General features: G+C 57.9%; 23 protein-coding genes and 1 pseudogene. 23 read left to right on the forward strand and 1 reads right to left on the reverse strand.

All coding sequences use genetic code 11. From position 1 onward, the window contains the following. Positions 1–61: 61 nt before the first annotated feature. Complete coding sequence (locus VL688_09170; protein HTL48210.1) at positions 62–1,000, forward strand: L,D-transpeptidase family protein; 939 nt, start codon at positions 62–64, stop codon at positions 998–1,000. Between the two features lie 3 nt (positions 1,001–1,003). Here the strand turns inward: VL688_09170 and VL688_09175 are convergent, their stop codons facing one another. Further along, positions 1,004–1,210, reverse strand: coding sequence for a hypothetical protein (locus tag VL688_09175; protein ID HTL48211.1), 207 nt, complete (start codon positions 1,208–1,210; stop codon positions 1,004–1,006). 79 nt (positions 1,211–1,289) lie between these two features. Here VL688_09175 and VL688_09180 point away from each other — a divergent pair, with 79 nt between their 5' ends. The 22 genes and pseudogenes from VL688_09180 (at position 1,290) to VL688_09285 (ending at position 23,843) form a co-directional block, all read left to right on the forward strand. Beyond that, positions 1,290–2,072, forward strand: a complete 783-nt coding sequence (locus tag VL688_09180) for a glycosyltransferase (protein HTL48212.1) — start codon at positions 1,290–1,292, stop codon at positions 2,070–2,072. Between the two features lie 50 nt (positions 2,073–2,122). Further along, a complete protein-coding gene (locus VL688_09185; GenBank protein ID HTL48213.1) occupies positions 2,123–2,473 on the forward strand; it encodes an ArsC/Spx/MgsR family protein in 351 nt (116 codons plus the stop codon). Further along, positions 2,470–3,351: a carboxylating nicotinate-nucleotide diphosphorylase gene (nadC, locus tag VL688_09190; GenBank protein ID HTL48214.1), complete on the forward strand. Its 882-nt coding sequence runs from the start codon at positions 2,470–2,472 to the stop codon at positions 3,349–3,351. The genes VL688_09185 and nadC overlap by 4 nt, the downstream gene beginning before the upstream one ends. 32 nt (positions 3,352–3,383) lie before the next feature. Beyond that, positions 3,384–5,384: an excinuclease ABC subunit UvrB gene (uvrB, locus tag VL688_09195; GenBank protein ID HTL48215.1), complete on the forward strand. Its 2,001-nt coding sequence runs from the start codon at positions 3,384–3,386 to the stop codon at positions 5,382–5,384. A gap of 120 nt (positions 5,385–5,504) precedes the next feature. Beyond that, positions 5,505–6,140: a bifunctional 4-hydroxy-2-oxoglutarate aldolase/2-dehydro-3-deoxy-phosphogluconate aldolase gene (locus VL688_09200; GenBank protein HTL48216.1), complete on the forward strand. Its 636-nt coding sequence runs from the start codon at positions 5,505–5,507 to the stop codon at positions 6,138–6,140. Between the two features lie 298 nt (positions 6,141–6,438). Further along, complete coding sequence (locus VL688_09205; protein HTL48217.1) at positions 6,439–7,248, forward strand: hypothetical protein; 810 nt, start codon at positions 6,439–6,441, stop codon at positions 7,246–7,248. A gap of 88 nt (positions 7,249–7,336) precedes the next feature. Next, on the forward strand, positions 7,337–9,019 hold the full coding sequence (gene ilvB / locus VL688_09210; protein HTL48218.1) for a biosynthetic-type acetolactate synthase large subunit: 1,683 nt from the start codon (positions 7,337–7,339) through the stop codon (positions 9,017–9,019). A gap of 26 nt (positions 9,020–9,045) precedes the next feature. Continuing rightward, positions 9,046–9,534 (forward strand): annotated as a pseudogene (gene ilvN, locus VL688_09215) (acetolactate synthase small subunit). Between the two features lie 171 nt (positions 9,535–9,705). Then, positions 9,706–10,740, forward strand: coding sequence for a ketol-acid reductoisomerase (gene ilvC / locus VL688_09220; GenBank protein ID HTL48219.1), 1,035 nt, complete (start codon positions 9,706–9,708; stop codon positions 10,738–10,740). Positions 10,741–10,745: 5 nt separating this feature from the next. Next, entirely contained in the window at positions 10,746–12,302 is a 1,557-nt protein-coding gene (locus VL688_09225; protein ID HTL48220.1) for a 2-isopropylmalate synthase, read from the forward strand. 34 nt (positions 12,303–12,336) lie between these two features. Then, the gene (gene aroE / locus VL688_09230) at positions 12,337–13,221 is read left to right on the forward strand and encodes a shikimate dehydrogenase (GenBank protein ID HTL48221.1); all 885 of its coding nucleotides are present in this window, start codon (positions 12,337–12,339) and stop codon (positions 13,219–13,221) included. Further along, positions 13,218–13,994, forward strand: coding sequence for a prepilin peptidase (locus tag VL688_09235; GenBank protein ID HTL48222.1), 777 nt, complete (start codon positions 13,218–13,220; stop codon positions 13,992–13,994). Before aroE ends, VL688_09235 begins: the two co-directional genes overlap by 4 nt. 25 nt (positions 13,995–14,019) lie before the next feature. Beyond that, positions 14,020–15,144: a chorismate synthase gene (gene aroC, locus VL688_09240; GenBank protein HTL48223.1), complete on the forward strand. Its 1,125-nt coding sequence runs from the start codon at positions 14,020–14,022 to the stop codon at positions 15,142–15,144. Positions 15,145–15,146: 2 nt separating this feature from the next. Beyond that, positions 15,147–15,668 (forward strand): shikimate kinase, encoded by a 522-nt coding sequence (locus tag VL688_09245; GenBank protein HTL48224.1) that lies wholly within the window; start codon positions 15,147–15,149, stop codon positions 15,666–15,668. After that, on the forward strand, positions 15,649–16,746 hold the full coding sequence (aroB, locus tag VL688_09250) for a 3-dehydroquinate synthase (protein ID HTL48225.1): 1,098 nt from the start codon (positions 15,649–15,651) through the stop codon (positions 16,744–16,746). Before VL688_09245 ends, aroB begins: the two co-directional genes overlap by 20 nt. 150 nt (positions 16,747–16,896) lie before the next feature. Continuing rightward, a complete protein-coding gene (gene dprA, locus VL688_09255; protein HTL48226.1) occupies positions 16,897–18,018 on the forward strand; it encodes a DNA-processing protein DprA in 1,122 nt (373 codons plus the stop codon). A 126-nt stretch (positions 18,019–18,144) separates the two neighbouring features. Next, positions 18,145–18,564, forward strand: a complete 420-nt coding sequence (locus tag VL688_09260; GenBank protein HTL48227.1) for an RDD family protein — start codon at positions 18,145–18,147, stop codon at positions 18,562–18,564. Between the two features lie 181 nt (positions 18,565–18,745). Next, positions 18,746–19,156, forward strand: coding sequence for a hypothetical protein (locus VL688_09265; protein ID HTL48228.1), 411 nt, complete (start codon positions 18,746–18,748; stop codon positions 19,154–19,156). 144 nt (positions 19,157–19,300) lie between these two features. Beyond that, positions 19,301–19,516, forward strand: a complete 216-nt coding sequence (gene thiS / locus VL688_09270) for a sulfur carrier protein ThiS (GenBank protein HTL48229.1) — start codon at positions 19,301–19,303, stop codon at positions 19,514–19,516. Next, a complete protein-coding gene (gene topA / locus VL688_09275; protein ID HTL48230.1) occupies positions 19,506–21,632 on the forward strand; it encodes a type I DNA topoisomerase in 2,127 nt (708 codons plus the stop codon). Before thiS ends, topA begins: the two co-directional genes overlap by 11 nt. Further along, complete coding sequence (gene xerC / locus VL688_09280) at positions 21,629–22,507, forward strand: tyrosine recombinase XerC (protein HTL48231.1); 879 nt, start codon at positions 21,629–21,631, stop codon at positions 22,505–22,507. Before topA ends, xerC begins: the two co-directional genes overlap by 4 nt. A 19-nt stretch (positions 22,508–22,526) precedes the next feature. After that, entirely contained in the window at positions 22,527–23,843 is a 1,317-nt protein-coding gene (locus VL688_09285) for a 3-deoxy-D-manno-octulosonic acid transferase (GenBank protein HTL48232.1), read from the forward strand.

Raw genomic sequence — 23,843 nt, forward strand, 5'->3', positions numbered from 1 at the left:
CCCGTACAAAACTTAGCGCGAATGCTTTTAGTCCCGCCCGGCTCTGGCCGATAAACGGGGCATGCGCCTGCGTTTTTGGACTTTTATCCTGACCTTCGTGCTGATCGCCCCGGCGGCTTATGCCGCGCCGGCGCCGGAGTCCCGTCCTGCCGCTGCCGAGGCCAAAGCCGCGCCGCAGGACCCGGTTCCGTCCCGTACCCCCGCGCCCAAGGCCCCGGATTTCAGATCGCTTCTCGAGCAGGCCCGCGCGCTCGCGGACCAGAAAAATTGGGACGATTCTGAGGCCCTTTATCTGAAGATCACCCAAAGCCCTGTCGTCGAAGACCGCATCAAGGCCTACGAAGGATTGATCGAGGTGTATAATAAATTGCGCTTTTCGAAGAAAGCCGGCCGCGTGGAAAAGAAGCTCGAAGAGGAAAAGAAGTTTGTGGAGCGGCTTGTACCGGCGGGCGATTCCTATTATCAGAAATACACCGTGCGCAAAGGCGACACGTACGGGAAAATCGCGGCCCGAAACGGCATCAGCCAGAAATGGCTGGAGCGCGCGAACAGCGGCAAGCTCCTGAAAGCGGATGACGAAATTCTTCTGCCCCGCACGCGTTACGAACTGGTCGTGGACAAGGCCAGCAAAACGCTGACCTGGAAACGCGGCGAAGAGGTCATCAAGACTTACTCCGTTTCCGTGGGGCGCGAAGGCATGGAAACGCCGGAAGGGGAATTCCGGGTCGAGCATAAGGTCAAGGATCCGGTCTGGTACTGGATGAAGAAGGAAATTCCGGCGGGGAGCGTGAAGAATCTTTTGGGAACGCGGTGGCTGGGGCTGAACCACAAAGGTTACGGCATCCACGGAACGCGAAACCCGAAAAGCATCGGAGCGGCCATGAGCCATGGCTGTATCCGGATGCACAACCAGGACGTGGAAGAAATTTTTCCCTGGATCCCGGTAGGCACGCCGGTCATCATTCAGAACGGGGCAGCCTCTCCGCGGAGTGCGGGCTAAGAGCTATTTTGCGGCGACGATCTTCTCGAAAAACATGCCCTGGAAGCAAAAAACCATGAAAAGGGCGAACCCGCCGAGCACGAGGACCGCCGCGATGATCATGATCGTCGCAAATGCCTTATTGTCCGGCTCTCCGGGTTCGATCAATTCGCGCTGGCGTTTCGGCTTTTGGGGGGGCTCCGCTTCGGGAGTTTCGGTGGGGTCGGCCATGATGTCTCCTCGGGTTCAACGGCTTAAAATACGGAAAAGGGCGGATACGGCCTGAGCCGTCCGTTCTTAATAAAAATACATGGCAAATCCTGAAAATTCAAAATCTCAAGCCTCCCGAAGCCCCAGAGTTCTGGTCGTCGTCCCTTGTTATAATGAAGAAGCCCGCCTTCCTTCCGACCGGTACACGGAGTTCATGCGCCGGGAAAAGGACTTCGGATTCCTCTTCGTCGACGACGGCAGCGGAGACCGGACCTTCGACGTCCTCCAAAAGCTGGCCGCCCAGAATCCCGGCTCCTGCCAGATCCTGAAACTCGAAAAAAATTCCGGCAAGGCCGAGGCCGTGCGCCGGGGATTCGTCCAGGGGCTGACTTCCGGTTCCGACTACCTGGCCTTCTGGGATGCGGACCTTGCCACGCCTCTGGAAGTCCTTCCCACGTTCCTGAAAATTTTCGAAGAACGCCCGGTGCTGGAAATGATCTTCGGCGCGCGCGTCAAGCTCATGGGCCATGACATCAGGCGCCAGACCACGCGTCATTATCTGGGACGCATTTTTGCCACGTTCGCCTCGCATACGCTTCGCCTGGAAATTTACGACACGCAGTGCGGCGCCAAGATGTTCCGGAAGACCGACACGCTGGTCCGGATGTTCGAGACGCCCTTTTTGTCCAAGTGGATTTTCGACGTGGAATTGATCGCCCGGTTCCTCAAAGACAAAAAGCCCATCCGCCGGGACCAGATCGAAGCCCTTATCTATGAAATGCCTCTTCCCGCCTGGTACGACGTGGCCGGATCCAAAGTGAAACCCGGGGATTTCTTCAAAGCCATCGGCGAGCTCTGGCGCATCCGCAGCGCTTACAAGTAAGTTTCCCCCGGAATTGATCGTCCCTCGGCCCTGTGATAAGATGGCCCCTTATGAGCAAGATCACCGTTTACCAAAAGCCAACCTGCACCACCTGCCGCGAGGTCTACAAGGCCTTGCAGGAAAGCGGCGTGGCTTTCGACGCGGTCAATTATTACGTGGACCCGATCCCGAAAACCAAGCTTAAGGAGCTGCTCAAAAAGATGGGCATCAAGGGGCAGGAACTTTTCCGGACCAAGGAAGAGATTTACAAAAAGCTCAAGCTCTCCGGCCGCGACGTGAGTGACGAAGAAGCCTTGGACCTGATGGCAAAATATCCCGACCTCATCCAGCGGCCCATCGTGGAAAAAGGCGCGAAGGCCATCCTCGCCCGGCCTGCCGAGCGTCTCAAGGAAATTTTATGATGACGGCCGAGCGCGCCCCGAAAGCCCAAAAAGAAAAGAAAGCTTCTCCGGTTTCCTCGTTTATTCCGTCTGAAAAAACCCGTGCCCTTTTGCGCGCGGCCTTTGACGAAGATTTTGGCCGCGGCGATCTCACGTCGGAGCTTGTGGTCTCCAAAACCGCGGTCGCCACCGCGAAAATTTTCGCCCGCGAACCCGGCATTTTCTGCGGTGCCCCAGCGCTGCTCGAAATTTTTAAATGCGCGGACCCGGCCCTGCGCGCCGAGTTTCCGGTGAAAGAAGGCGCGAAGTTTCGCAAGAACACGGTGGTTCTCATCCTCGAAGGCCCCGTGCAGTCGATCCTCAGAGCCGAGCGCACCGCCCTGAACCTGCTCGGGCATCTTTCCGGGATCGCCACCATGACGCGCGCTTTTGTCGATGCCGTGAAAGGCTATCCGGTCCTCATTCTTGACACGAGAAAAACGATGCCGCTGTGGCGCGAGCTCGAAAAATACGCGGTGCGCGCGGGCGGTGGACGCAACCATCGCATGGGGCTTTACGACGCTGTTTTCGTGAAAGAGAACCACCGCCCGTACGGCGACCTGAAAAAACTCAGCGGTTTCAAGGGCAGCGTCGAGATCGAGGTGCGCAACCGCGAGGAGCTGCGCGAAGCCGTGAAGCTGCATCCGCGCGTCATCCTCTTCGATAATTTTCCGCCTTTCCGCCTCAAGCAGGTCGTGCAGATCGCGCGCCGGCTCGCGCCCGAGACCATCCTCGAGGCTTCCGGCGGCATCACGCTGGAAAACGTCGGCCATTACGCGGCCATGGGCGTGGACTGGATTTCCGTGGGCGCGCTCACGCACTCGGTGCGCTCGCTGGATTTTTCGCTTCTCCTGAAATAAGCTTTCAAACCCTCCCAAAGAACAAGGGACCCATGCCGGTTTTCCAACTCTCCTCCAAGATGAAACCCAAAGGCGACCAGCCGCAGGCCATCGAAAAGCTCGTGCGCGGTTTCCAAGAGGGAAAAAAAGAGCAGGTGCTGGTCGGCGTGACCGGTTCGGGCAAGACCTTTGCCATGGCCAACGTGATCGCGCAGGTCGGCAAGCCCGCGCTGGTGATCTGCCACAACAAGACGCTCGCGGCGCAGCTCTACTCCGAAATGAAAGACCTGTTCCCCGAAAACGCCGTGGAGTATTTCGTTTCCTATTACGATTATTATCAGCCCGAGGCGTACATCGCGCACACGGATACCTACATCGAAAAAGATTCGTCGATCAACGACAATCTGGACCGGCTGCGGCTTTCGGCCACGAGCTCGGTTTTGTCGCGGCCCGACACGATCATTGTGGCCAGTGTTTCATGTATTTACGGTTTGGGTTCGCCGGAAGACTGGAAGGGCATGCTGGTCCGGCTGGAAAAAGGCCAGGTCTTTGACCGCGACGCGTTCATCGACGCGCTGATCGGCATTCAGTATTCGCGCGTGGAAACTGAATTGACGCGCGGCACGTTCCGCGTACGCGGCAACCGCGTGGACCTTTATCCTGCGTATGGGCAAAACCCCGAACGCATCGAATTCGACGCGGAGCGCGTGACCAGCCTGGTGCTGCTCGAAAAGATCAAGCTGACGCCGCTGCGCGAGCTGGACCAGGTCGCGGTGTATCCGGCCAAGCATTTCGTGACGCCGTCCGAACGCATGGAACCTGCGCTCGAAGGCATTCGTCTGGAGCTGGCGCAGCGCATCAAAGAGCTCACATTGCAGGGAAAAGACCTCGAGGCGAAAAGGCTGGAGTCACGCACGCGCTACGATTTGGAGATGCTGCGCGAAGTGGGCTTTTGCTCGGGGGTGGAAAATTATTCGCGGCATTTGAGCGGGCGCGCGCCCGGCTCCACGCCATCGACGCTGATCAATTATTTCCCGAAAGACTTTCTCACGCTCGTCGACGAATCGCACCAGACGCTCCCGCAGATCCGCGGCATGTTCAACGGCGACCAGGCGCGCAAGAAAGTGCTCGTCGAGCACGGTTTCCGCCTGCCGTCGGCGCTCGACAACCGGCCGCTGCGATTCGAGGAATTCGAGCGCGCGATAGGGCAAGTGCTCTACGTTTCCGCGACGCCGTCCGAGTATGAGCTCAGCCGCGCAGACCAGAAAGTCGAGCAGATCATCCGGCCCACGGGACTCCTCGATCCTGAAATTGAAGTCCGGGCGACAGAAGGGCAGATCGACGACTTGATCGGCGAGATCAAAGCGCGCGCGAAGAAAAACGAGCGCGTGCTGGTCACGACGCTCACGAAAAAAATGGCCGAAGACCTGAGCCGCTACCTCAAGGAAGCGGGCATCAAAGTGAATTACCTTCATTCGGAGTTCGACGCCTTCGAGCGCGTGGAAATCCTACGCGACCTGCGCCTGCAAAAGTACGATTGCATTGTCGGGATTAACCTTCTTAGAGAAGGGCTGGACCTTCCGGAGGTATCGCTTGTCGCGGTGCTGGACGCGGACAAGGAAGGTTTTCTTCGCAGCGATGTTTCTTTGATCCAAACCGCGGGCCGGGCGGCCCGCAACGTCAACGGCAAGGTCATCATGTACGGGGACAAGATCACGGATTCCATGAAAAGGGCCATGGACGAGACTTCCCGGCGCCGCCGCATCCAGATGGATTACAACGAAAAGAACGGGATCACGCCGGCCACCATCAAAAAGGAAATCCGGGAAGGCATCGAGAAGTGGAACGACGCCGAGGAGATGGTCGCCGAGGTGGTGGGGGAAAGCCAAAAGGAATATGAGATCAAGAGTTACCTCGCGTATCTGAAAAAGCGCATGGAAACCGCGGCCCGCGCGCTGGAGTTCGACAAGGCCGCCCGCTACCGCGATGAAATCCGCCGTTTGGAGGAAAAAGAGGGCGTTGCGGAGAGTATTTTGAAGCCCCGCAAAGCCTGATGGGGCGGGGAAAAGCCGGATGCGAAAAAAAATATAAAATCCTCGTAATACCGATTGACACAGACTCTTGGCCGACCCTATAATTCCGGCTTAATGGCACCAATTACAAAGGAATTAACAGTGAATGCATTGAAGATGATCGAAGAAAACAAGCTCATCGCCGTCATTCGTTCCAGCTCCGCGGACGATGCCGAAGCGATGATCAAAGCCGCCATTACGGGCGGTTTTCGCATTTTCGAAATCTCCATGCAGACCCCGCAGGTCATTCGCCTCCTGGAAACGTATTCCAAGAAGGAGAATTTCCTCTTTGGTGCGGGCGCGGTGACCGACGGCGAGATGGCCCAGCGCGCCATCAACGCGGGTGCCCAGTTCGTTTCTACCCCGTATACCGATGACGAAGTCATCAATGTGGCCAAGCACAACAACACGTTCGTGATCCAGGGCGCGTTGACTCCCACCGAAATCATCAACGCCTATCAGCTGGGCGCCGACCTGGTGATGGTTTATCCCATCGCTCCTTCGGGCGGGCCGCAGTATCTCAAGGCGATTCGCAATTCTCTTCCTTCCGTTAAGCTCATCACCGCCGGGGGCGTCAACCTTGACAGCCTCTTCGAATACCTTAAGGACAGCATCGCGGTCTGCATCAAGCAGTCGCTTTTCGAGCGTCCGCTTGTACGAACTGACAACTGGCAGGAAATCACGGAAAGAGCCAGGCAGTTCAACCAGAAGCTCGAAACCATTAAGGTATCCCGGTAATTCTTCCCTGAAGTTCTTTCCGAATCATTTCCTGAAGAATCCCGAACTGTTTTTTCAGGGGGAGCGTGTCTTTTTTAAGCTAAGTCCTTGTTGTGCCGTTATTTAGGTTTTGATGGGCAGCCTGGCCGCAGGGCGGCAAAGGCAAGAACGTGGATTGACTTTGCGGGTCGGATGATTATAATAACCTGTGTCTTTCCATAGAGTTACGTCAAAGCGTTCAAGAAATTTCGAGGCCAAAGTCTGTCTTTTTTTCAGGTCCCGTCAGGATTCGTTTTAACTTCCAACGGAAGGATCGAAATTGAGATTTAATCTCAGGCGGAACTTTTTTTTCTTTTTGTCGCTGGCGGTGAGCCTTGCGGGATTTAAATCCCCGGCGGGCGCGGACACGTTTTACGGGAACTCACCGACCGGACTTTTGGATTTGTCGGCGGAGTACCGGTATCCGGTGTTTTTGTACGTGCCTCAGAATTACAAGCCGGACCGGAAATACCCGCTGATTATTACCGTGCCGGACGAAGGCGAATCGCCGGAAAAGAACATCGAATACTGGACGAACCTGGCCAAGCGCCGGAGCCTTTTGGTTTTGAGCGCCACGAACCTCTGGCCCGAAGATACACCGTACAGCATGGACGAGTGGATCCTGAAGATCAAGCGGGAGATCAGCCAGCGGTATCAGGTCGATCCGAGCAAGATTTTTCTGACGGGGAAAAAGGGCGGAGCTCAGTACGCGGGATACCTCGCCACGAATTATCCCGAGGAATTCTCGGCCGTCGTGCTGATGAACGGCCATTGGGACGGAAAATTCGGAAAGCTGCTGCATTTGAGAAATCGTCCCGCGAAGCAGATTCCATTTCTGGTCGTAGCGAACGAAGGCGATCAGCCGTTGATCGACGCCGTGGAAAAAAGCGCGGCCAAGTTTGAAAAGAAGGGTTATCTCGTCACCCTGATGAAAGCGAAAGAAGATGAGCAGAATTCCCAGGAATTCAAAGAAAAACTTCTGGAATGGGGACAGACGAGCTCCGAGACGTGGGGACGCAAGATCCGCGACAGCCAGAAATCCTGGAAAGAAAAAAGCCTGAATTGGATGGAAAAATTTTTCAGAGTTTGAGGTCCCTTCTTTGGGGGCTCATCCTGAATGAAACGCTTCTTCGGCGCAAAGCTGAAGGGTCATTAAAAAACGAAGGGATTAATTTTTTATGAAGCTGACCGGCGCGCAAATCATGATCAAGTCCTTGGAACTGGAAGGGGTGGACGCTATTTTCGGGCTGCCCGGCGGAGCCATTCTGCCGACCTTCGATGCCCTTTATGATTCCAAGAAAATTAAATTCTACCTGGTGCGCCACGAACAGGGCGCGTCCCACATGGCGGACGGCTACGGCCGCGCCACGGGAAAACCCGGCGTTTGCCTTGTGACCTCCGGCCCCGCGGCCACGAACACGGTGACGGGACTTGCGACGGCATTCATGGATTCGGCGCCGATGATCTGCATCACGGGCCAGGTCGCGACGACGGCCATCGGCAGCGACGCGTTCCAGGAAGCCGACGTGGTCGGCATCACGCGCCCGGTCACCAAGCACAATTATCTCATCACGAACGCGAATGACGTCGCGCGCATCGTGCGTGAGGCGTTCCACATCGCGCGCACCGGCCGCCCCGGCCCCGTGCTGATCGATTTTCCTGTCGACGTGAGCCGCCAGGTCGTGGATTTCGAATGGCCGGAAGAAGTGCAGCTGCGCGGCTACAGCATCCCGAGCCATGGCGACGCGGAACAGATCCGTAAGGCCGCGGAACTGATCAAGCAGGCCAAGCGTCCCGTGCTGTACGTGGGCGGCGGCGCCGTGGGTTCGGGCGCGAACAAAGAAGTTCTGGAGCTCGTGGAAAAAACCGGCATTCCGATTACTACGACGGTGCTGGGTCTCGGCATTTTCCCGGAAGATCATCCGTCTTCCTTGCGCATGCTGGGCATGCACGGCACCGTGTACGCCAACTACGCCGTGCAGAAATCCGATCTCTTGATTGCCGTGGGCGCGCGCTTTGACGACCGCGTCACGGGCAAGATCGACAAATTCTGCCCGCACGCGAAGATCGTGCACATCGACATCGATCCCGCGTCCATTTCCAAGACCGTGAAGGTGGACGTTTCGATTGTCGGCGACGTGAAGCCTGTCCTGCGCCAGCTGAATAAGCTCGTCACCAACAAGCGCAAAGACATCAAAGAGTGGCTGGACCAGATCGCGGAGTGGAAGAAGAAGCATCCGCTGAAATACCGCAAGGACGGCGAAGCGCTGCGCCAGGAAGAAATCATCGCCAGGCTCGGCGAGATCACCAAGCACAACGCGGTCGTGACGACCGGCGTCGGCCAGCACCAGATGTGGGCGGCGCAGTGGTACCAGTTTAAGGCCATGCGCAGCATGCTGACTTCCGGCGGCTTGGGCACGATGGGTTACGGCCTTCCCGCGGCGATCGGCGCGCAAATTGGCAGGCCGGGCGAGCCGGTGATCTGTATCGATGGTGACGGTTCCATCCAGATGACGATGTGCGAACTGACGACGGCGGCGTACTACAACATTCCCGTGAAGCTTTTCATCATGGACAATTCGCATCACGGCATGGTTCGCCAGTGGCAGGAGCTTTTTTATAATCAGAGATTTTCCGGCTCCGTGCTCGGGCCGTCGAACCCCGACTTCCTGAAAATTGCCGAAGGCCACAGGGTCCTCGGGCTGCGCATGGAAACGCACGATGAAGTCGACAGCGTGATCAAGAAGGCCCTGGCCCACAAAGGCCCGGTGCTGGTCCACTGCATCGTCGCGAAATCCGACAACGTTTATCCGATGGTGCCTACCGGGGCCGCCCTCGACCAAGTCATGGACATGGCGTAATCCTTCACTCAAACAGAGGAGTTGTTATGAAGCAAAAGCATATCATTTCGGCGCTGGTGGAAAATCATTCGGGCGTTCTCTCCCGCGTTTCGACGCTCGTGTCCGGCCGCGGTTTCAACATCGATTCGCTGGCCGTGGGTGAAACGCATGACCCGACGGTTTCCCGCATGACGATCGTCACGGTGGGCGATGCCCGCGCGCTGGAGCAGGTGATCAAGCAGCTCGGCAAGCTGATCGACGTCATCAAGGTCGTCGACATCAACACCGACGAAATGATCGACCGCGAGCTGATGCTGGTCAAAGTGAACGCTGCGACCCAGAGCCGCAGCGACGTCATGCAGATCGTGAACACCTTCCGCGCCAAGGTCGTCGACGTGAATCCCAACAGCATGGTCATCGAAGTGACCGGCGGGGAAAGCAAAGTCGACGCCATGCTCGAACTTCTCACGCCGTACGGCATCAGCGAAGTCGTACGCACGGGGCTTGTCGCCATGTCGCGCCGCAGCACGCTCGTCGCGCCCGCCAAGGTCGCGCTGAAGACGAAAAAGCTGAAGGCGACCAAGGAAGAAGCCCTTGCCCTCCGCAAGAGAGAAGCGGCGAAGAAAAAGTCTCGCCAGATGGCGAAAGACGGCCTTTAATCCACTTCCAGAAATTATTCTGAGATCAAAAAACGAGAGGAAATAACCATGGCAAAAATCTATTACGACAAAGACGCTGATTTGAACGTGCTGAAAGGCAAGAAAGTGGCCATCGTCGGCTACGGCATCCAGGGCCGCGGGCAGGGACTCAACCTGCGCGACTCCGGCGTGGACGTGATCATCGCCCAGCGCAAGGGCGGCAAGAACTACGACCAGGCCGTCGAAGACGGTTTCAAGCCGGTGGAAGCGGACGAAGCCGCGAAGCAGGCGGACGTCATCCAGATCCTCACGCAGGACCACCTGCAGGCCGAGATTTACGAAAAGAGCATCAAGCCCCATCTGAAGCCCGGCAAGGCGCTCCTTTTTTCGCACGGTTTCAACATTCACTTCGGTTACATCAAGCCGCCGAAGGAAGTCGACGTGTACATGATCGCCCCCAAGGGCCCGGGCGCGCTGGTGCGCACCCAGTTTCTCGAAGGCGGCGGTGTTCCGTGCCTCGTGGCGATTCATCAGGACGCTTCCGGCACCGCGCTGAAGCATGCGCTGGCCTATGCGAAAGCGATCGGCGGCACGCGCGCCGGCGTGATCGAAACGAATTTCAAGGAAGAGACGGAAACCGATCTCTTCGGCGAACAGGTCGTGCTGTGCGGCGGCCTCTCCGAACTGATCCGCGCGGGCTACGACACGCTCGTGAAAGCGGGCTACCAGCCGGAAATGGCGTACTTCGAATGCCAGCACGAAGTGAAGCTGATCGTCGACGCGATTTTCGCCGAAGGCATCAGCGGCATGCACCGCCGCGTGTCCGACACGGCCGAGTACGGCGATTATTCCCGCGGCAAGCGCATCATCACCGATGAAACGCGCAAGACCATGGCGAAGATCCTGGACGAAGTCCGTACCGGCAAGTTCGCGCAGGAATGGATGGACGAGAACAAGAACGGCCGTCCTAACTACAACAAGATGCGCAAAGAATGCGACGAGCACCCGATCGAAAAAGTCGGGACTGAGCTGCGTTCCATGATGCACTGGATTAAGAATCCGACCGCCAAGGTTCCGGCGGCCAAAGCGGGGGCTGCAAGGTAAACAAAATGGTTTCGAACAGACGTAAAATCCACATCTTCGACACGACGCTGCGCGACGGCGAGCAGTCTCCCGGCGCGTCGTTGACACCCGAAGAAAAACTCAAGATCGCCGTGCAGCTCGAGCGTCTCAACGTGGACGTGATCGAGGCGGGCTTTCCCGCGTCGTCACCCGGCGAACTCCGCGCGGTCAGCATGATCGCCGAGCGCGTGCGCAAGCCCGTCATCTGCGGCCTCGCGCGCATGGTGGAGCGCGACATCGAAGCCTGCCGCCAGGCCCTGGAAAAGGCCCGGCGCAAGCGCCTGCATGTTTTTCTGGCGACCTCGCAGATCCATCGCGAGTTCAAATTGAAGAAGGACAAGAAGGAAATCCTGCACCTGGTCTCGCGCATGATCAAGGACGCGCGCCGGCATTTCGACCAGCTGGAATTTTCGCCCGAAGACGCATCGAGGACCGAGCCTCAGTTTTTGACGCAGGTCGTTTCCGCGGCCATCGACGCGGGTGCCACGTCCATCAATGTTCCGGACACGGTCGGCTACGCCGTGCCCCGCGAATTCGGCGAGCTCATTTCCTTTTTGGTAAAGAAAAATCCCGGCCTCGGCAAAAAAGTGGTGCTGTCGGTCCACTGCCACAATGACCTGGGCCTGGCCGTCGCCAATTCGCTGGCCGCGATCATGGCCGGGGCGAATCAGGTGGAATGCACCGTGAACGGCATCGGCGAGCGCGCCGGAAACGCGGCCATGGAAGAAATCGCCATGGCCATCGACACGCGCCGTGATTTGATCGACTGTTTTACCGAGTTGAAGCTGAACGAGATCTCGAAGGCCTCGAGGCTCGTCTCGTCGCTCACCGGCATGGTCGTCCAGCCGAACAAAGCGATCGTGGGCCGCAACGCGTTCTGGCATGCCTCGGGCATTCATCAGGACGGTGTCCTGAAAAAGCGGCAGACGTACGAGATCATGGACCCGAAGAAAATCGGGCTGAAAGGCAACCAACTCATGCTGGGCAAGCTGTCCGGCCGCCACGCGTTCGTCGAGCGCGTGAAGAAAATGGGCTTCAAGGTCAGCGAAGACGACATGGACCGCGCGTTTGCGGCGTTCAAGAAGCTGGCGGACAAGAAAAAATACGTGTTCGACGAAGATATCGAATCGATCATGGAAGACGTGGGCGCGAACGTTCCCGAGATCTGGAAGCTGGATTACCTGAAGGTCACGACCGAAAGCGCGCGCGCCGCTTCCGCGGACATCCGGCTGTCGCATGAGGGAACCCTGCGCGAGGCTTCTTCGCATGGCGACGGCCCCGTGGATGCGTGTTATAAGGCCATTGAAAAAATCGTGAAGTCCGGCGCGGCACTTGCCAATTACGGGATCCGTTCCGTGACCGCGGGAAAAGACGCGCTCGGCGAAGTGGTCGTGAAGCTGAGCCTCCAGTCCGAGGAAGTCACGGGCCGCGGCACGAGCACCGACATCATCGAAGCAAGCGTGAAAGCTTATCTTTTCGCCCTCAATAAAATCTTTTCCCAGAGCGTGCCGGGAAGACGGCCCGGTTCTTTGTCCGGACTGTAATCAGGGACGAAAAGCGGTAATGGCGGGACCCAGGGTGAAAAAAAACGAAGCATTCAGTCTGTTCGGCATTTTCGGCTACCCTTTGGCGCATTCCCTTTCTCCCGACATGCAGGAAGCGGCTTTCGAAAAGCTCGGCATGCAGGCCTTTTATCTCGTCCTCGAGCTGGGACCCCGGCGTTTCCGGAACGTGATGGCGCGCCTTCGAAAGGCGCCGCTCCAGGGTTTCAATGTCACGGTTCCTTATAAAGAAACCGTGCTTCCTTACCTGGACAAGGTCAGCCTCGAGGCCTCGCGCATCGGCGCGGTCAATACGGTTTACCGGCGCGGAAAATCCTGGCGAGGCGCGAACACCGATGTCCATGGTTTTTTGAAATCGCTGGAAGATGAGGCGGGTTTTAAAGTCCGCGGCTGTAAGGCCGCGGTGCTCGGCGCGGGAGGCGCGGCGCGAGCGGTCACCTACGCGCTCGCGGAACGCGGCGCCCGCGAAATCACGCTGATTAACCGTAACAGGGCCCGGGCCTCGCGTCTTGCCCGTGAATTCGGAAGTATTTTCAAGCGCGTGCGCCTGAACGCTCTGCCGCTGGATCCGAAAGCGGCCCCGGTGTTGGCGGATGCCGCGCTGGTCGTGAATGCGACGTCCGTCGGCCTGAAGGGCGGATCTCCGGTGCCCGGTGCCTGGATTCCGAAGGCGGCCGGCAAACCGAAGCTTTTTTTCGATCTGATTTATTTTCCGCGGGAAACACAATTTCTCAAAGAGGCCCGGAAAAAGGGCCACCGCGTGCTGAACGGCACGGGCATGCTTGTGCACCAGGGCGCGCGCGCCTTAGAATACTGGACCGGCAAAAAAGCACCGGCCGGCGTGATGCGCGCGGCGCTTTTGAAAGCGCTCGAAGCGAGGGAAGGGAAGAAAACGGCATGATCGCCGCCATGTTCTTTTTGTTCGGCATTATTTTTGGCAGCTTTTTGAACGTCTGCATCCACCGCTTCCCCCGGGAAGAATCGATCGTTTGGCCCGGTTCGCATTGCCCGGGCTGCAACGGCGCCATCGCGTGGTACGATAACATTCCGCTGTTCAGTTTTCTGGCGCTGCGGGGCAAGTGCCGGAAGTGCAAGGCGCCGATTCCCATGCGGTATTTCTGGGTGGAACTGGCGACCGGCGTCATCTGGATGATGTTCGGCATGCAGTACGGCCTTTCGCTCATGACCGCGGCCGGCATTGTTTATTTCACGATCCTGCTGGCAATCACGGCCACGGATTTCGAAACCGGATACATTCCGGACAAGCTCACGTTTCCCGGCATGGCCGCGGGCCTGGTGCTCAGCGCGTTTTTTCCGGGGCTGCATGGGCAGGCGTCGCTGCTAAGGGGGCTGCTGCATTCGTTTCTCGGACTCTTGACCGGCGGCGGCATCCTGCTGCTGATGGGCATGGCCGGGAACCTGATTTATAAAAAAGAAAGCATGGGCGGCGGCGACATCAAACTCATGGCCATGATGGGCGCCTTTCTCGGGATCAAAAAAATATTGATCGCGTTTCTCCTGGGCCCGATCCTGGCGCTGCCCTTCGCCCTGTACGCGAAATGGGTGAAGCGGGACGAGACCATCCCGTACGGCCCTTTTCTGGCGCTCGCCGGCGCCTGGCTGTTTTTTTTCGGCGATGTGATCTGGAATTATTTTTTTCTGCTTCCTTCATAAAGACGACAACGGAACGGAGCTCAACATGCTGAATTACATCACGACCGGGGAATCGCACGGGCAGTACCTTGCGACGATCCTCGAGGGAATGCCCAGCGGCCTTGAAGTCGACCTTGAATTCATCAACGGGCAGCTCCGTTTGCGCCAGCAGGGCTACGGCAGGGGCGGCCGCCAGAAAATCGAGACAGACGAAGTCAAGATCATGGGCGGCGTGGTGAAAGGCAAGACGACCGGCGCGCCCATCGGGTTCGTGCTGTTCAACAAGGATTTCAAAATCGAAACCATGCCGGAGCTTTTCCGTCCGCGGCCGGGCCATGCGGACCTGGTCGGTTCCTTGAAATACAACCAGGGCATCCGCCCGGTGCTGGAACGCGCGAGCGCGCGAGAGACCGCGATGCGCGTGGCCGTGGGCGCGCTGTGCCGGGTGTTCCTGAAAGAATTCGGCATCGAGGTGGAGTCGCATGTGGTCGGCATCGGCGCGGTGCAGGTTCCTTTCGAAGACAAGCTTTCGGCGCAGGACATCCGCAAGAAAATCGCGGACTCGGATCTGCGCTGCATCTCGCCCGAAAAGGAAAAACAGATGAGGGCGGCCATCGACGAGGCCCGGCGCAAAAAGGACACGCTCGGCGGCGTTTACGAAGTCCGCGTGTCCGGCGTGCCGATCGGTCTGGGCAGCCATGTGCATTACGAGCGCAAGCTGGACGGCCGTCTGGCCCAGCATCTCATGGGCATGCAGTCGGTCAAGGCCGTGGAGATCGGTTACGGCACGCGCGCCGGCGAAGTATTCGGGTCCGAGGCGCACGACGAAATTTTCTACGACAAGAAAAAAGGTTATTACCACGAGACCAACCGCGCGGGCGGCATCGAAGGCGGCACGTCGAACGGCGCGGAGATCGTAGTCCGCGCCACGATGAAGCCGATCTCGACCTTGGCGCAGCCGCTTGCGTCCGTCAACATGGCCACGAAGAAAGCGGAAAAGGCGGACTTCGAGCGCTCCGACACGTGCGCGGTGGCGGCCGGAAGCGTGATCGGCGCGTCGATCGCGGCTTACGTCATCGCGGACGCCTTCCTCGAAAAATTCGGCGGCGATTCCGTCGCGGAGATCGAGAGAAATTACCAGGGCTACCTGAAGCAAATCCGGGAAAGTTGAGCGTGAACGTTTATCTGGTCGGCATGATGGGTTCCGGCAAATCCTCGACCGGGCAGGCGCTGGCCTCCCTGCTTGACCTCCGCTTCGTGGATGTGGACCGGGAAATCCAGAAAAGCGAAAGCGCGGCGGTCGCCGAGATTTTCGAGAAAAAAGGCGAGCCGTATTTCCGCGAGGCGGAATCCCGGGAACTCGAACGCGTGAGCCGCGAAAGCGGGCAAGTGGTCGCGACAGGCGGCGGCGTCGTGCTGAAAGAATCAAATATTCGCGTCATGCGCAGGACCGGAAAGATTGTTTATCTGAAGACTTCCGTGGATTGGCTGGTTTCAAGGCTGGCGCATGACACGGAGCGGCCGCTTCTCAAAGGGGAAGACCTCGAGGTGCGGCTCGGCAAGCTCGCCCGCCAGCGCGCTTCGTATTACGATAAAGCCGGCGACTTTGTTTTTGTGACCGACGGTAAAACGCCCGAGGCCGTGGCCGTGGAAATCAGCGCGAGTGGACTTTTGAATGAAAAAAATAAAAGTTAAAAGCTCCAAGCACGACTACACGGTCTGGGTGGGTAAGGGCGCGCTGGGGATGGCCGGCAAAGTGCTCAAGAGCCTCGTGTTCCAGGGCAAAGTCTTTGTGCTCACGCAGAAAAAAGTGGCGCGGCATCATCTTCCCGCGCTGCGCGGATCGCTTGCCGCGGCCGGATACAAGCCCGAGGTCTTCGAAGTTCCCGACGGCGAAAAGGCGAAATCGATGGGAACGCTGGCCGCGGTCTACAGCCGGCTCCTTGCGAAGGGCTTCGAACGGCGCGACATGCTCCTTGCCCTGGGCGGCGGAGTTGCCGGCGACCTGGGCGGCTATGCGGCGTCAACGTATCTGCGGGGCATCCGCTTCGTAAACGCGGGGACGACGCTTCTTGCTCAGGTGGACAGCTCGATCGGGGGCAAGACGGGCGTGAATCTCGCGGAAGGAAAAAATCTCGCGGGAACTTTTTATCCGCCGCACGCGGTGCTGTCGGACATCGACGTTTTGAAAACGCTTCCCGAGCCGGAACTGCGCGCGTCTTACGCGGAAGTCGTGAAGTACGGCGTGATCCGCGACGTGAGTCTCTTCCGCCTGCTGGAGAGGGAAACGGAAAGCGCGCTTCTGCGCAACCCGGCGGTACTGGAAGAAGTGGTTGTGCGTTCCGCCTCGATCAAGGCGGCCGTCGTCAGCCGCGACGAATTCGAAACGCGCGGCGAGCGCATGATCCTGAACTACGGACATACGTTCGGCCACGGGTTCGAGAAAAACGCGCGATACCGCATGTTTCACGGCGACGCGGTGAGCCTCGGCATGGCCTGCGCCGCGCGTTTGGCGGTGCGGATGAAAATGCTGGACCCCTTCGCGGAACTCAGGCAGCTCGCGGTGCTGAGAAAACTGGGCCTCCCGGTGCTGCTGGACGCCAAGCGCTTTCAGAGCGCCGCGATCATGAAAGCCATGATGCATGACAAGAAAAAACGGGCCGGCAAACTCCGGTTCGTGCTTCCCGAAAACATCGGAAGCGTTACCGTACGGCAGGACGTCCCGCTTTCCCGGGTGCGCAGCATTCTCCGGGAGATGGGCGCAGGCCGCTGACGGAGAGGAGAAAACAATGAAAAAAAGAGAAGCGTTCAAGTTCGCGCTGGGCGTTGCTATCGGATACAGCTTCATCCACGGCGTCTCTTATCTCCAGAGCCATTATCTCTGGACCTTGTTCTACCGCTAACCCATCAGGTTCAGCCAACCATGGACTCACGGGACCTCCCATCCCTTCTCGTGCTCAACCAGCTGTCCGCGGGCGCCGTCGCGCGCGAGTGGACAGACTTGCTTTTGAGCGGCGAATCCGCGTCGCGCCTCTTGAAGAAAATCCGCGAGGAAAATTTCGCGGGCAAAAGAGACGCGCTTGTGCAGCTGGAAAGACGCTTTGACCCGTACCGGGAAATCGAGGCCTGTCTGTCCGCGAAGGTCTCGCTGGTTGCGATCACCGATCCCGCTTATCCCGCCTTGCTGCGCGAGATTTACGACCCGCCGCTTGTCCTCTATGTCAAAGGCAGCCTGGTGCAGGAAGATGCCGCTGCGCTTGCCGTCGTCGGATCGCGGCATGCGACGGCCTATGGCCTGTATCACGCGCGCTCTTTTTCTTCGGAAATCGCGGCGGCCGGATGGACCATCGTTTCGGGCCTTGCCCGCGGCATCGACCAGGCCGCGCATGAAGGTGCGCTGCAGACGGCGCGGGGCCGCACCGTGGCCGTTCTCGGCTGCGGCGTGGACGTGGTTTACCCGCGCGAGAGCCGCCGGCTGTATGAGGAAATCGGCGAGCGGGGAGCGGTGCTGAGCGAATTTTCGCTTGGCTCGCTTCCTCTGCCGCATCACTTTCCCCGCAGGAACAGAATTATTTCCGGACTCTCGCTCGGCGTCTGGGTCGTCGAAGCTCATGTGAAAAGCGGTTCGCTGATTACTGCCCGCGAAGCCCTGGAGCAGGGGCGGGAAGTCTTTGCCATGCCGGGCAGGATCGACCAGCTCACATCGAGCGGAACGCACCAGCTTCTCCGCGACGGCGCGATTCTCGTGGACAGCGTCGAATCGATCTTGGTTCCCCTGGCCCAGGCCACGGTAAACTTCAGGGAACCCGGCCGCCTGTTTGCCGCGCACGCGGCGGCTGGAAAACCTGCAGCACCTTCTGCAGCGGCGCCGTCCCTTCGCGAACAGGATCTCATCAGCTCTTTATTAAAGGAAGGGGACCTGACTCCGGACGAGATCGCGGACAAATTGGGCTTAGGCACCGCGGATCTCGCGGGCCGGCTGATGGAACTCGAACTTGGCGGAGCCGTCAAAAAAAAGCCGAACGGCCGCTTTGCGCTGCGTTGAAAACGAAAGATACGGCTTTTTAAGCAGTTTAACTTTCATTAAAGATGTTTGCAGCCCCGGCCGTAACAGGTTATAGTATTTCCAGTGCTTTTATTGTCTTTAAAAACACGATGAAAGGAGTTTCATATGGAACCCGTGAGTGGTGAAGTGGTTAGCCAGTCGGTACCGGCGCCAAAAGGCCGCCGTTTTGCAGCGGCGTTTATCGACTTGTTCATTATCCCGATCGTTCTGGGATTGATCATCGGCTTGATGATCATCACGGTTCCTGATGCCGTGCGCAGCGTGATTCTGGTCGTGGTTAACATTGCCTGGCTTGTTTTTCGCGATACGGTTTATTCGCCGGGACGCGCCATGGTCGGAACCAAGCTGGTCAGCCTCACGGGCCCGAAAGTCACGGTAAGCCAGGCTTTCGTCCGCAACATCCTCATCGTGATTCCGTTTCTGCTGGTGGCCGGCTACATCGTCGAGATCATTTCTTTGATGACCAAGGGCGAGCGCGTCGCCGACGTCTGGGCCAAAACCCGGGTGGTGAGCGTCAACGGTTAAGCAAAGGCGAAAGTCTTTGGCCCATGAAAAATAACAGGTTACGACAGGAATAACGGAAACCCCCTTCGCAGGAAGGGGGTTTTTTGTTCGATTCCGAGCATTGTTTGCCAAACCGCGTCATGATAAACTTGGATAGATTAAGGCGAGAGCATTTCAAGGCCTTCAAGAGATGGACCCTATCGTGAAAAAAAATCCGAATCAAGGCCCACGGAAGCCGAAAAAGAAGAATACGCAGGCGGAAAATGCCGCCCAGGCCCTGCAAAATGCCCTCTCGCTCCATTCTGAATTGGCCGCCCTCAAAAAAGACGCCAAAAAAAGAACAGACGAAAACAAGGCCATTCAGGAAAGAATCCAGGATATCGAGATTCACGTCAATCTTCTAACGCGCTTGCTCACAACGCTTTGCGTCGAAAAGTTCGGAATGCGGGTAGGCGTGCTGAAGCGGCTGATCAAGCGAATCGAAAAAGAAGCGATCCGGGATTCTCAAATCCTTCACCTGGAATCTCTCTACAATCTTTCCCCGAACGCGGAAAAAAAAGACGAAGAAACGCCGCCGCCGGCGAAAGACGATCCGTGGGAAGATATCGCTTAATTTTGCCTTCTGCCCGTTTTTCCTGCTCCGCTTGTAACCCTTTCGGCAATAGCCAGTTATAAACGTCCTATAATCGAAATTGTTTACAACCCATCTTTTTCTGCTACAATGTGCCGTTAAATTGGCAGCGGAGTGCTATCTTTTATGGAAATATTCGTCAACGGTGACAAGCGGCAGATCCATTCCGGCTGGAATGTCGGGATGCTCTTAAAGGAATTTCACGTGGATCCCCGCAGCGTGGTCGTAGAACATAATGAAGTCGTGCTCTCGCGGAGCCATTTCGACGAAACGCTCCTGGCCGAGGGGGACAAAATTGAAATCGTACGGTTCATCGGAGGGGGCAGCATTCATGGCCGGTAAAACCAAGGCGGAGCCGAAGAAAACCTCCCGCGGCGCCAAGAATCTCGTCATCGTCGAATCTCCCGCCAAAGCCAAGACCATCAACAAATTCCTCGGCAAGAACTTCCAGGTCGAAGCGTCCATGGGGCATGTCCGCGATCTCCCCAAGAGCAAGATGGGCATCGACGTCCAGAACGACTTCACGCCGCATTACGTCATCGTGGCCAAGTCCCGCAAAATCGTCAGCCACCTGAAAAAGCAGGCCAAGGGAAAAGAGAATATCTACCTCGCGCCTGACCCTGACCGCGAGGGCGAAGCCATCAGCTGGCACCTGGCCCATATCTTAAAGGAAGCTGACGGCGAGGTGGCCATCCGGCGCGTGGTGTTCAACGAAATCACCAAAGAAGCGGTGCAGAAGGCTTTCGAAAAAACGCGCGAGATCGAAATGAATCTCGTCAACTCGCAGCAGGCGCGCCGAATCCTCGACCGCGTTGTGGGCTACGAGCTCAGTCCGCTTCTCTGGCACAAAGTCGGACGGGGACTGAGCGCGGGACGCGTGCAGTCCGTGGCGCTGCGCCTCATCGTCGAGCGCGAGCGCGAAATCCGCAAATTCGTCCCGCAGGAATACTGGAGCCTGGAAGCGAAGCTGTCGCCCGAAGACCCCAAGCGTTCTGACAAAGCTTTCATCGCCAAGCTGGAAAAAATCGGCGACGAAAAAGCGGACCTGAAAAATAAAGAGCAGACCAAAAAGATCCGCGACGAAATCCTGACGCTTCCGTTCAAGGTCGACAAGCTCGAGAAGAAAGAGCGCAAGCGCCTGCCGCAGGCGCCGTACACCACCAGCAAGCTGCAGCAGGAAGCCTTCAACCGGCTCGGCTTTCCCGCGGCCAAGACCATGAGCATCGCCCAGAAACTTTACGAAGGTATCGAGATCGGGGACGAAGGCAGCGTCGGTCTTATCACGTACATGAGAACGGACTCCGTGAACATTGCAGTGTCCGCGCAGGCGGAAGCCTCGGCTTTTATCAAAGAAAAATACGGCGACAATTATCTGCCGGAAAAACCGCCGGTCTATAAATCGAAAAAAGGCGCGCAGGAAGCGCACGAAGCCATTCGCCCTTCGTCCATCCGCCGCGATCCCGAGGATATCAAGTCCTTCCTGTCCGACGACGAGTACCGGCTTTACCGTTTGATCTGGAGAAAATTCGTCTCCTCGCAGATGATGCCCGCCATCGACGAGCATGTCGTCCTGTGGACCGTGGCCGGCGAAAAATATTATTTCAAGACCACCGGCCGCCGGAACCTCTTTCCCGGTTTCAGCGCGGTGTTCGAGGACGTGAAAAAGCCGGAAGAAGACAAAAAGGAAGGCGACGAGGAAGACGCCGACGAGTTGAATAAAGACCTTCCCGAGCTAATTATGGGGGAGGCGCTCAAGCTCCATGAGTTGATCGGCTACCAGCATTTCACGAAGCCGCCCGCGCGCTTCAACGATGCGAGCCTCGTGAAAATCCTCGAAGAAAGAGGGATCGGCCGTCCCAGCACGTACGCGCCCACGATCCATACGCTGCTTTACCGCGATTACGTCACGCGCCGCGGCACGGCGCTCATGCCCACGGAGCTCGGCGAAAAAGTCCTCGACCTGCTGGTGGAATATTTCCCCAGCATTCTCGATGTCCAGTTCACCGCGAACATGGAAGAAGAGCTCGATAAAATCGAAGAAGGGGACCTGGAATGGGTCGCGGTCCTGAAACAATTTTACAAGCCTTTCGAGGAAAGCCTTACGGCCGCCCGCGCGCAGATGCAGAACCTGAAGCAGGAGCCGGTGCCCACGGAATTCAAATGCGACATCTGCGGCAAGCAGATGCTGGAAAAGAACGGGCGTTTCGGCAAGTTTCTGGCGTGCTCGGGCTTTCCGGACTGCCGCTACACGCGGTCCATGCCGACCGGCTTCCGCTGTCCGGTCGAAGGCTGCGGCGGCGAGCTCGTGAAGAGAATGTCCAAGATGCGCCGCGCCTTTTACGGCTGTTCGAAATATCCCACGTGCACGCACATCGAGAACAAGCTTCCGAAAAAGGAAGGCGAGCCTGACGAGCCCGAAAAGGCCGCGGAAAAGCAGCTCGAGAGGCTCGGGCCATGATCGAAACGAACGTTGAGTCCTTCCTGAATTTCCTGACTGCGGAAAAAAACGCCTCGCCCCACACGATCAAAAACTACGCCGTCGATCTCCGCGAGTTCGTCCAGTTCTTCGGCAAGAAAAGTTCCTCGGAAGTCTCCTATGTCGACATCCGCTCGTTCCTGGCCGTCCTGAAAAATAAAAATTATTCGAAGAGCACGATCTCGCGGAAGCTGGCCTGCCTCCGGTCTTTTTTCAAGTTCCTGGCCCGGGAAAATCACATCCCGACCAATCCCGCGGCGGGCATTGCCACGCCGAAGCGTGAAAAAAGGCTTCCCCAGTTCCTGGATGCCGAAGAAGTCGTGAAGCTTATGGAAGCGCCTTCCCGCGACACGTGGGAGGAAAAGCGCGACCGCGCGATCCTGGAAACACTCTACACTTCCGGGCTGCGCGTGAGCGAGCTGGTCGGACTCAACCAGGAGGACGTGGACTTTTTCGGCGGGCTCGTGCGCGTCCGGGGCAAAGGGAAAAAAGAGCGGATCGTGCCGCTCGGACAGATGGCGCTGAAGGCGCTGCGTTCCTATTTGGATCACAAGGCGCTCAGGGAGCGGGCCATGATCAAGTCGCCGCTTTATCTCAACAGGTCCGGCGGCCGCCTGACCGACCGCAGCGTGCGCCGCATGATTTTGAAATACGTCCGCCGCATCTCACTCAAAAAGGAAGTCTCGCCTCACACGCTGAGGCATTCGTTCGCAACGCACATGCTCGACAAGGGCGCGGACCTCCGGAGCGTCCAGGAATTATTGGGGCATGAAAATTTGTCCACGACCCAGATCTACACGCATGTCACCACGAAGCGGCTCAAGGAAGCTTACGACGCTGCCCATCCCCGTGCTTGAAGTTCCAAAGGACTAGACGATGCTTTTTTTGTATAACCTGGCTTATTTCGTGATGTCGCTTTTTTACCTGCCTTCTTTCGCGGTTCGTCTGCGGCAGGCCGACAACGCGCCGCAGCTGGTCAAGCAGCGGTTCGGGATCCTCGAGCCCGCGTGGAAAGAGCGCCTCATCGGAAAGAAAATTATCTGGGTCCATGCCGTGAGCGTGGGCGAAGTGCTCGCCGTCGAGAATTTTCTCCGGCGCCTGCTGGTCTCGTTTCCCGGCATTCACGTGGTGCTCAGCACGGTCACGCCCACGGGACAGAAGATGGCGCAGAAGATCAAAGACGAGAGGATCTCGGCCGTTTATTTCCCCTTCGATTTTTCTTTCGCGGTCCGGAGTTTTTTCCGCGAGCTGGAACCGGAATGCGTGATCCTCGCGGAAACGGAAATGTGGCCGAACCTTCTCGCGGAAGCCGGACGCTTCCGCGTTCCCGTGGGCATCGTGAACGCGCGCCTTTCGCCGCGCTCGGCTAAAAACTACGGACGCTTTTCCTGGATTTTCCGCCCTCTATTCGGAGCGCTTGCTTTCGTCATGGCCCAGACTGACGCCGATGCGGAGCGCTTTCAGCAGCTCGGCACGGCTCCCGAAAGAATCCGCGTCATGGGCAACATGAAATACGATAACGTGGAGCTTGGCAAGGACAGGGCCTCGCTTTCCCGGCGCTTCCGCGCGCAGTGGGGAATTCCTGAGACCTCGCGTGTCCTCGTGGCCGGCAGCACGCATCCGGGCGAAGAAAAAATCCTGGGCCAGGTGCTTTCCAGCCTGCGGGAAAAAGGTTCCGATTATGCCGACGTGAAGATGATCGTCGCGCCGCGCCACATCGAGCGCTCGCACGCGCTTGCCAAGGAGCTTACGGCCATGGGCCTGAGGACGGCGCTGGCCACGGAATATAAAGAAGGCGCGGAATTCGAAGTCCTGCTCGTGGACCAGCTTGGCGTTTTGAAGGACCTTTACGCCATGGCCGACGTGGTGTTCATGGGAGGCAGCCTCATTCCCAAGGGCGGCCAGAATCCCATTGAGCCCGCGGCGTTCGAGCGCGCGCTGACGCACGGGCCGTATGTTTTCAATTTTGAACGCGTCTATCGCGTCCTCGGCGACGAAGGCGGGGCCGTGATGGTGCGCGACGAAGACGACCTGCTTTTTGCTTTGGAAAGATTGCTTTCTCATCCCGCGGAGCTCGTCTCCCTGGGAAAAAATGCTTGTCAGACCGTGCGCTCGCTTCGCGGGGCCACGGACCGTTCCCTTGAATGGCTTGTCCAGCTTTTGGCCCCTGAGCCGCAACTAGTGAAAGGATGA

This window comes from Verrucomicrobiia bacterium (assembly GCA_035495615.1).
GTDB lineage: Bacteria > Omnitrophota > Omnitrophia > Omnitrophales > Aquincolibacteriaceae > DATJFP01.

What these genes read in the sequence shown, in the direction of transcription:
- VL688_09170 (HTL48210.1), top strand. Translation starts at nt 62, where the DNA reads ATGCGCCTGCGTTTTTGGACTTTTATCCTGACCTTCGTGCTGATCGCC.
- VL688_09175 (HTL48211.1), bottom strand. Translation starts at nt 1,210, where the DNA reads ATGGCCGACCCCACCGAAACTCCCGAAGCGGAGCCCCCCCAAAAGCCG.
- VL688_09180 (HTL48212.1), top strand. Translation starts at nt 1,290, where the DNA reads ATGGCAAATCCTGAAAATTCAAAATCTCAAGCCTCCCGAAGCCCCAGA.
- VL688_09185 (HTL48213.1), top strand. Translation starts at nt 2,123, where the DNA reads ATGAGCAAGATCACCGTTTACCAAAAGCCAACCTGCACCACCTGCCGC.
- nadC (HTL48214.1), top strand. Translation starts at nt 2,470, where the DNA reads ATGATGACGGCCGAGCGCGCCCCGAAAGCCCAAAAAGAAAAGAAAGCT.
- uvrB (HTL48215.1), top strand. Translation starts at nt 3,384, where the DNA reads ATGCCGGTTTTCCAACTCTCCTCCAAGATGAAACCCAAAGGCGACCAG.
- ilvB (HTL48218.1), top strand. Translation starts at nt 7,337, where the DNA reads ATGAAGCTGACCGGCGCGCAAATCATGATCAAGTCCTTGGAACTGGAA.
- ilvC (HTL48219.1), top strand. Translation starts at nt 9,706, where the DNA reads ATGGCAAAAATCTATTACGACAAAGACGCTGATTTGAACGTGCTGAAA.
- VL688_09225 (HTL48220.1), top strand. Translation starts at nt 10,746, where the DNA reads ATGGTTTCGAACAGACGTAAAATCCACATCTTCGACACGACGCTGCGC.
- VL688_09235 (HTL48222.1), top strand. Translation starts at nt 13,218, where the DNA reads ATGATCGCCGCCATGTTCTTTTTGTTCGGCATTATTTTTGGCAGCTTT.
- aroC (HTL48223.1), top strand. Translation starts at nt 14,020, where the DNA reads ATGCTGAATTACATCACGACCGGGGAATCGCACGGGCAGTACCTTGCG.
- aroB (HTL48225.1), top strand. Translation starts at nt 15,649, where the DNA reads ATGAAAAAAATAAAAGTTAAAAGCTCCAAGCACGACTACACGGTCTGG.
- dprA (HTL48226.1), top strand. Translation starts at nt 16,897, where the DNA reads ATGGACTCACGGGACCTCCCATCCCTTCTCGTGCTCAACCAGCTGTCC.
- VL688_09260 (HTL48227.1), top strand. Translation starts at nt 18,145, where the DNA reads ATGGAACCCGTGAGTGGTGAAGTGGTTAGCCAGTCGGTACCGGCGCCA.
- thiS (HTL48229.1), top strand. Translation starts at nt 19,301, where the DNA reads ATGGAAATATTCGTCAACGGTGACAAGCGGCAGATCCATTCCGGCTGG.
- topA (HTL48230.1), top strand. Translation starts at nt 19,506, where the DNA reads ATGGCCGGTAAAACCAAGGCGGAGCCGAAGAAAACCTCCCGCGGCGCC.
- xerC (HTL48231.1), top strand. Translation starts at nt 21,629, where the DNA reads ATGATCGAAACGAACGTTGAGTCCTTCCTGAATTTCCTGACTGCGGAA.
- VL688_09285 (HTL48232.1), top strand. Translation starts at nt 22,527, where the DNA reads ATGCTTTTTTTGTATAACCTGGCTTATTTCGTGATGTCGCTTTTTTAC.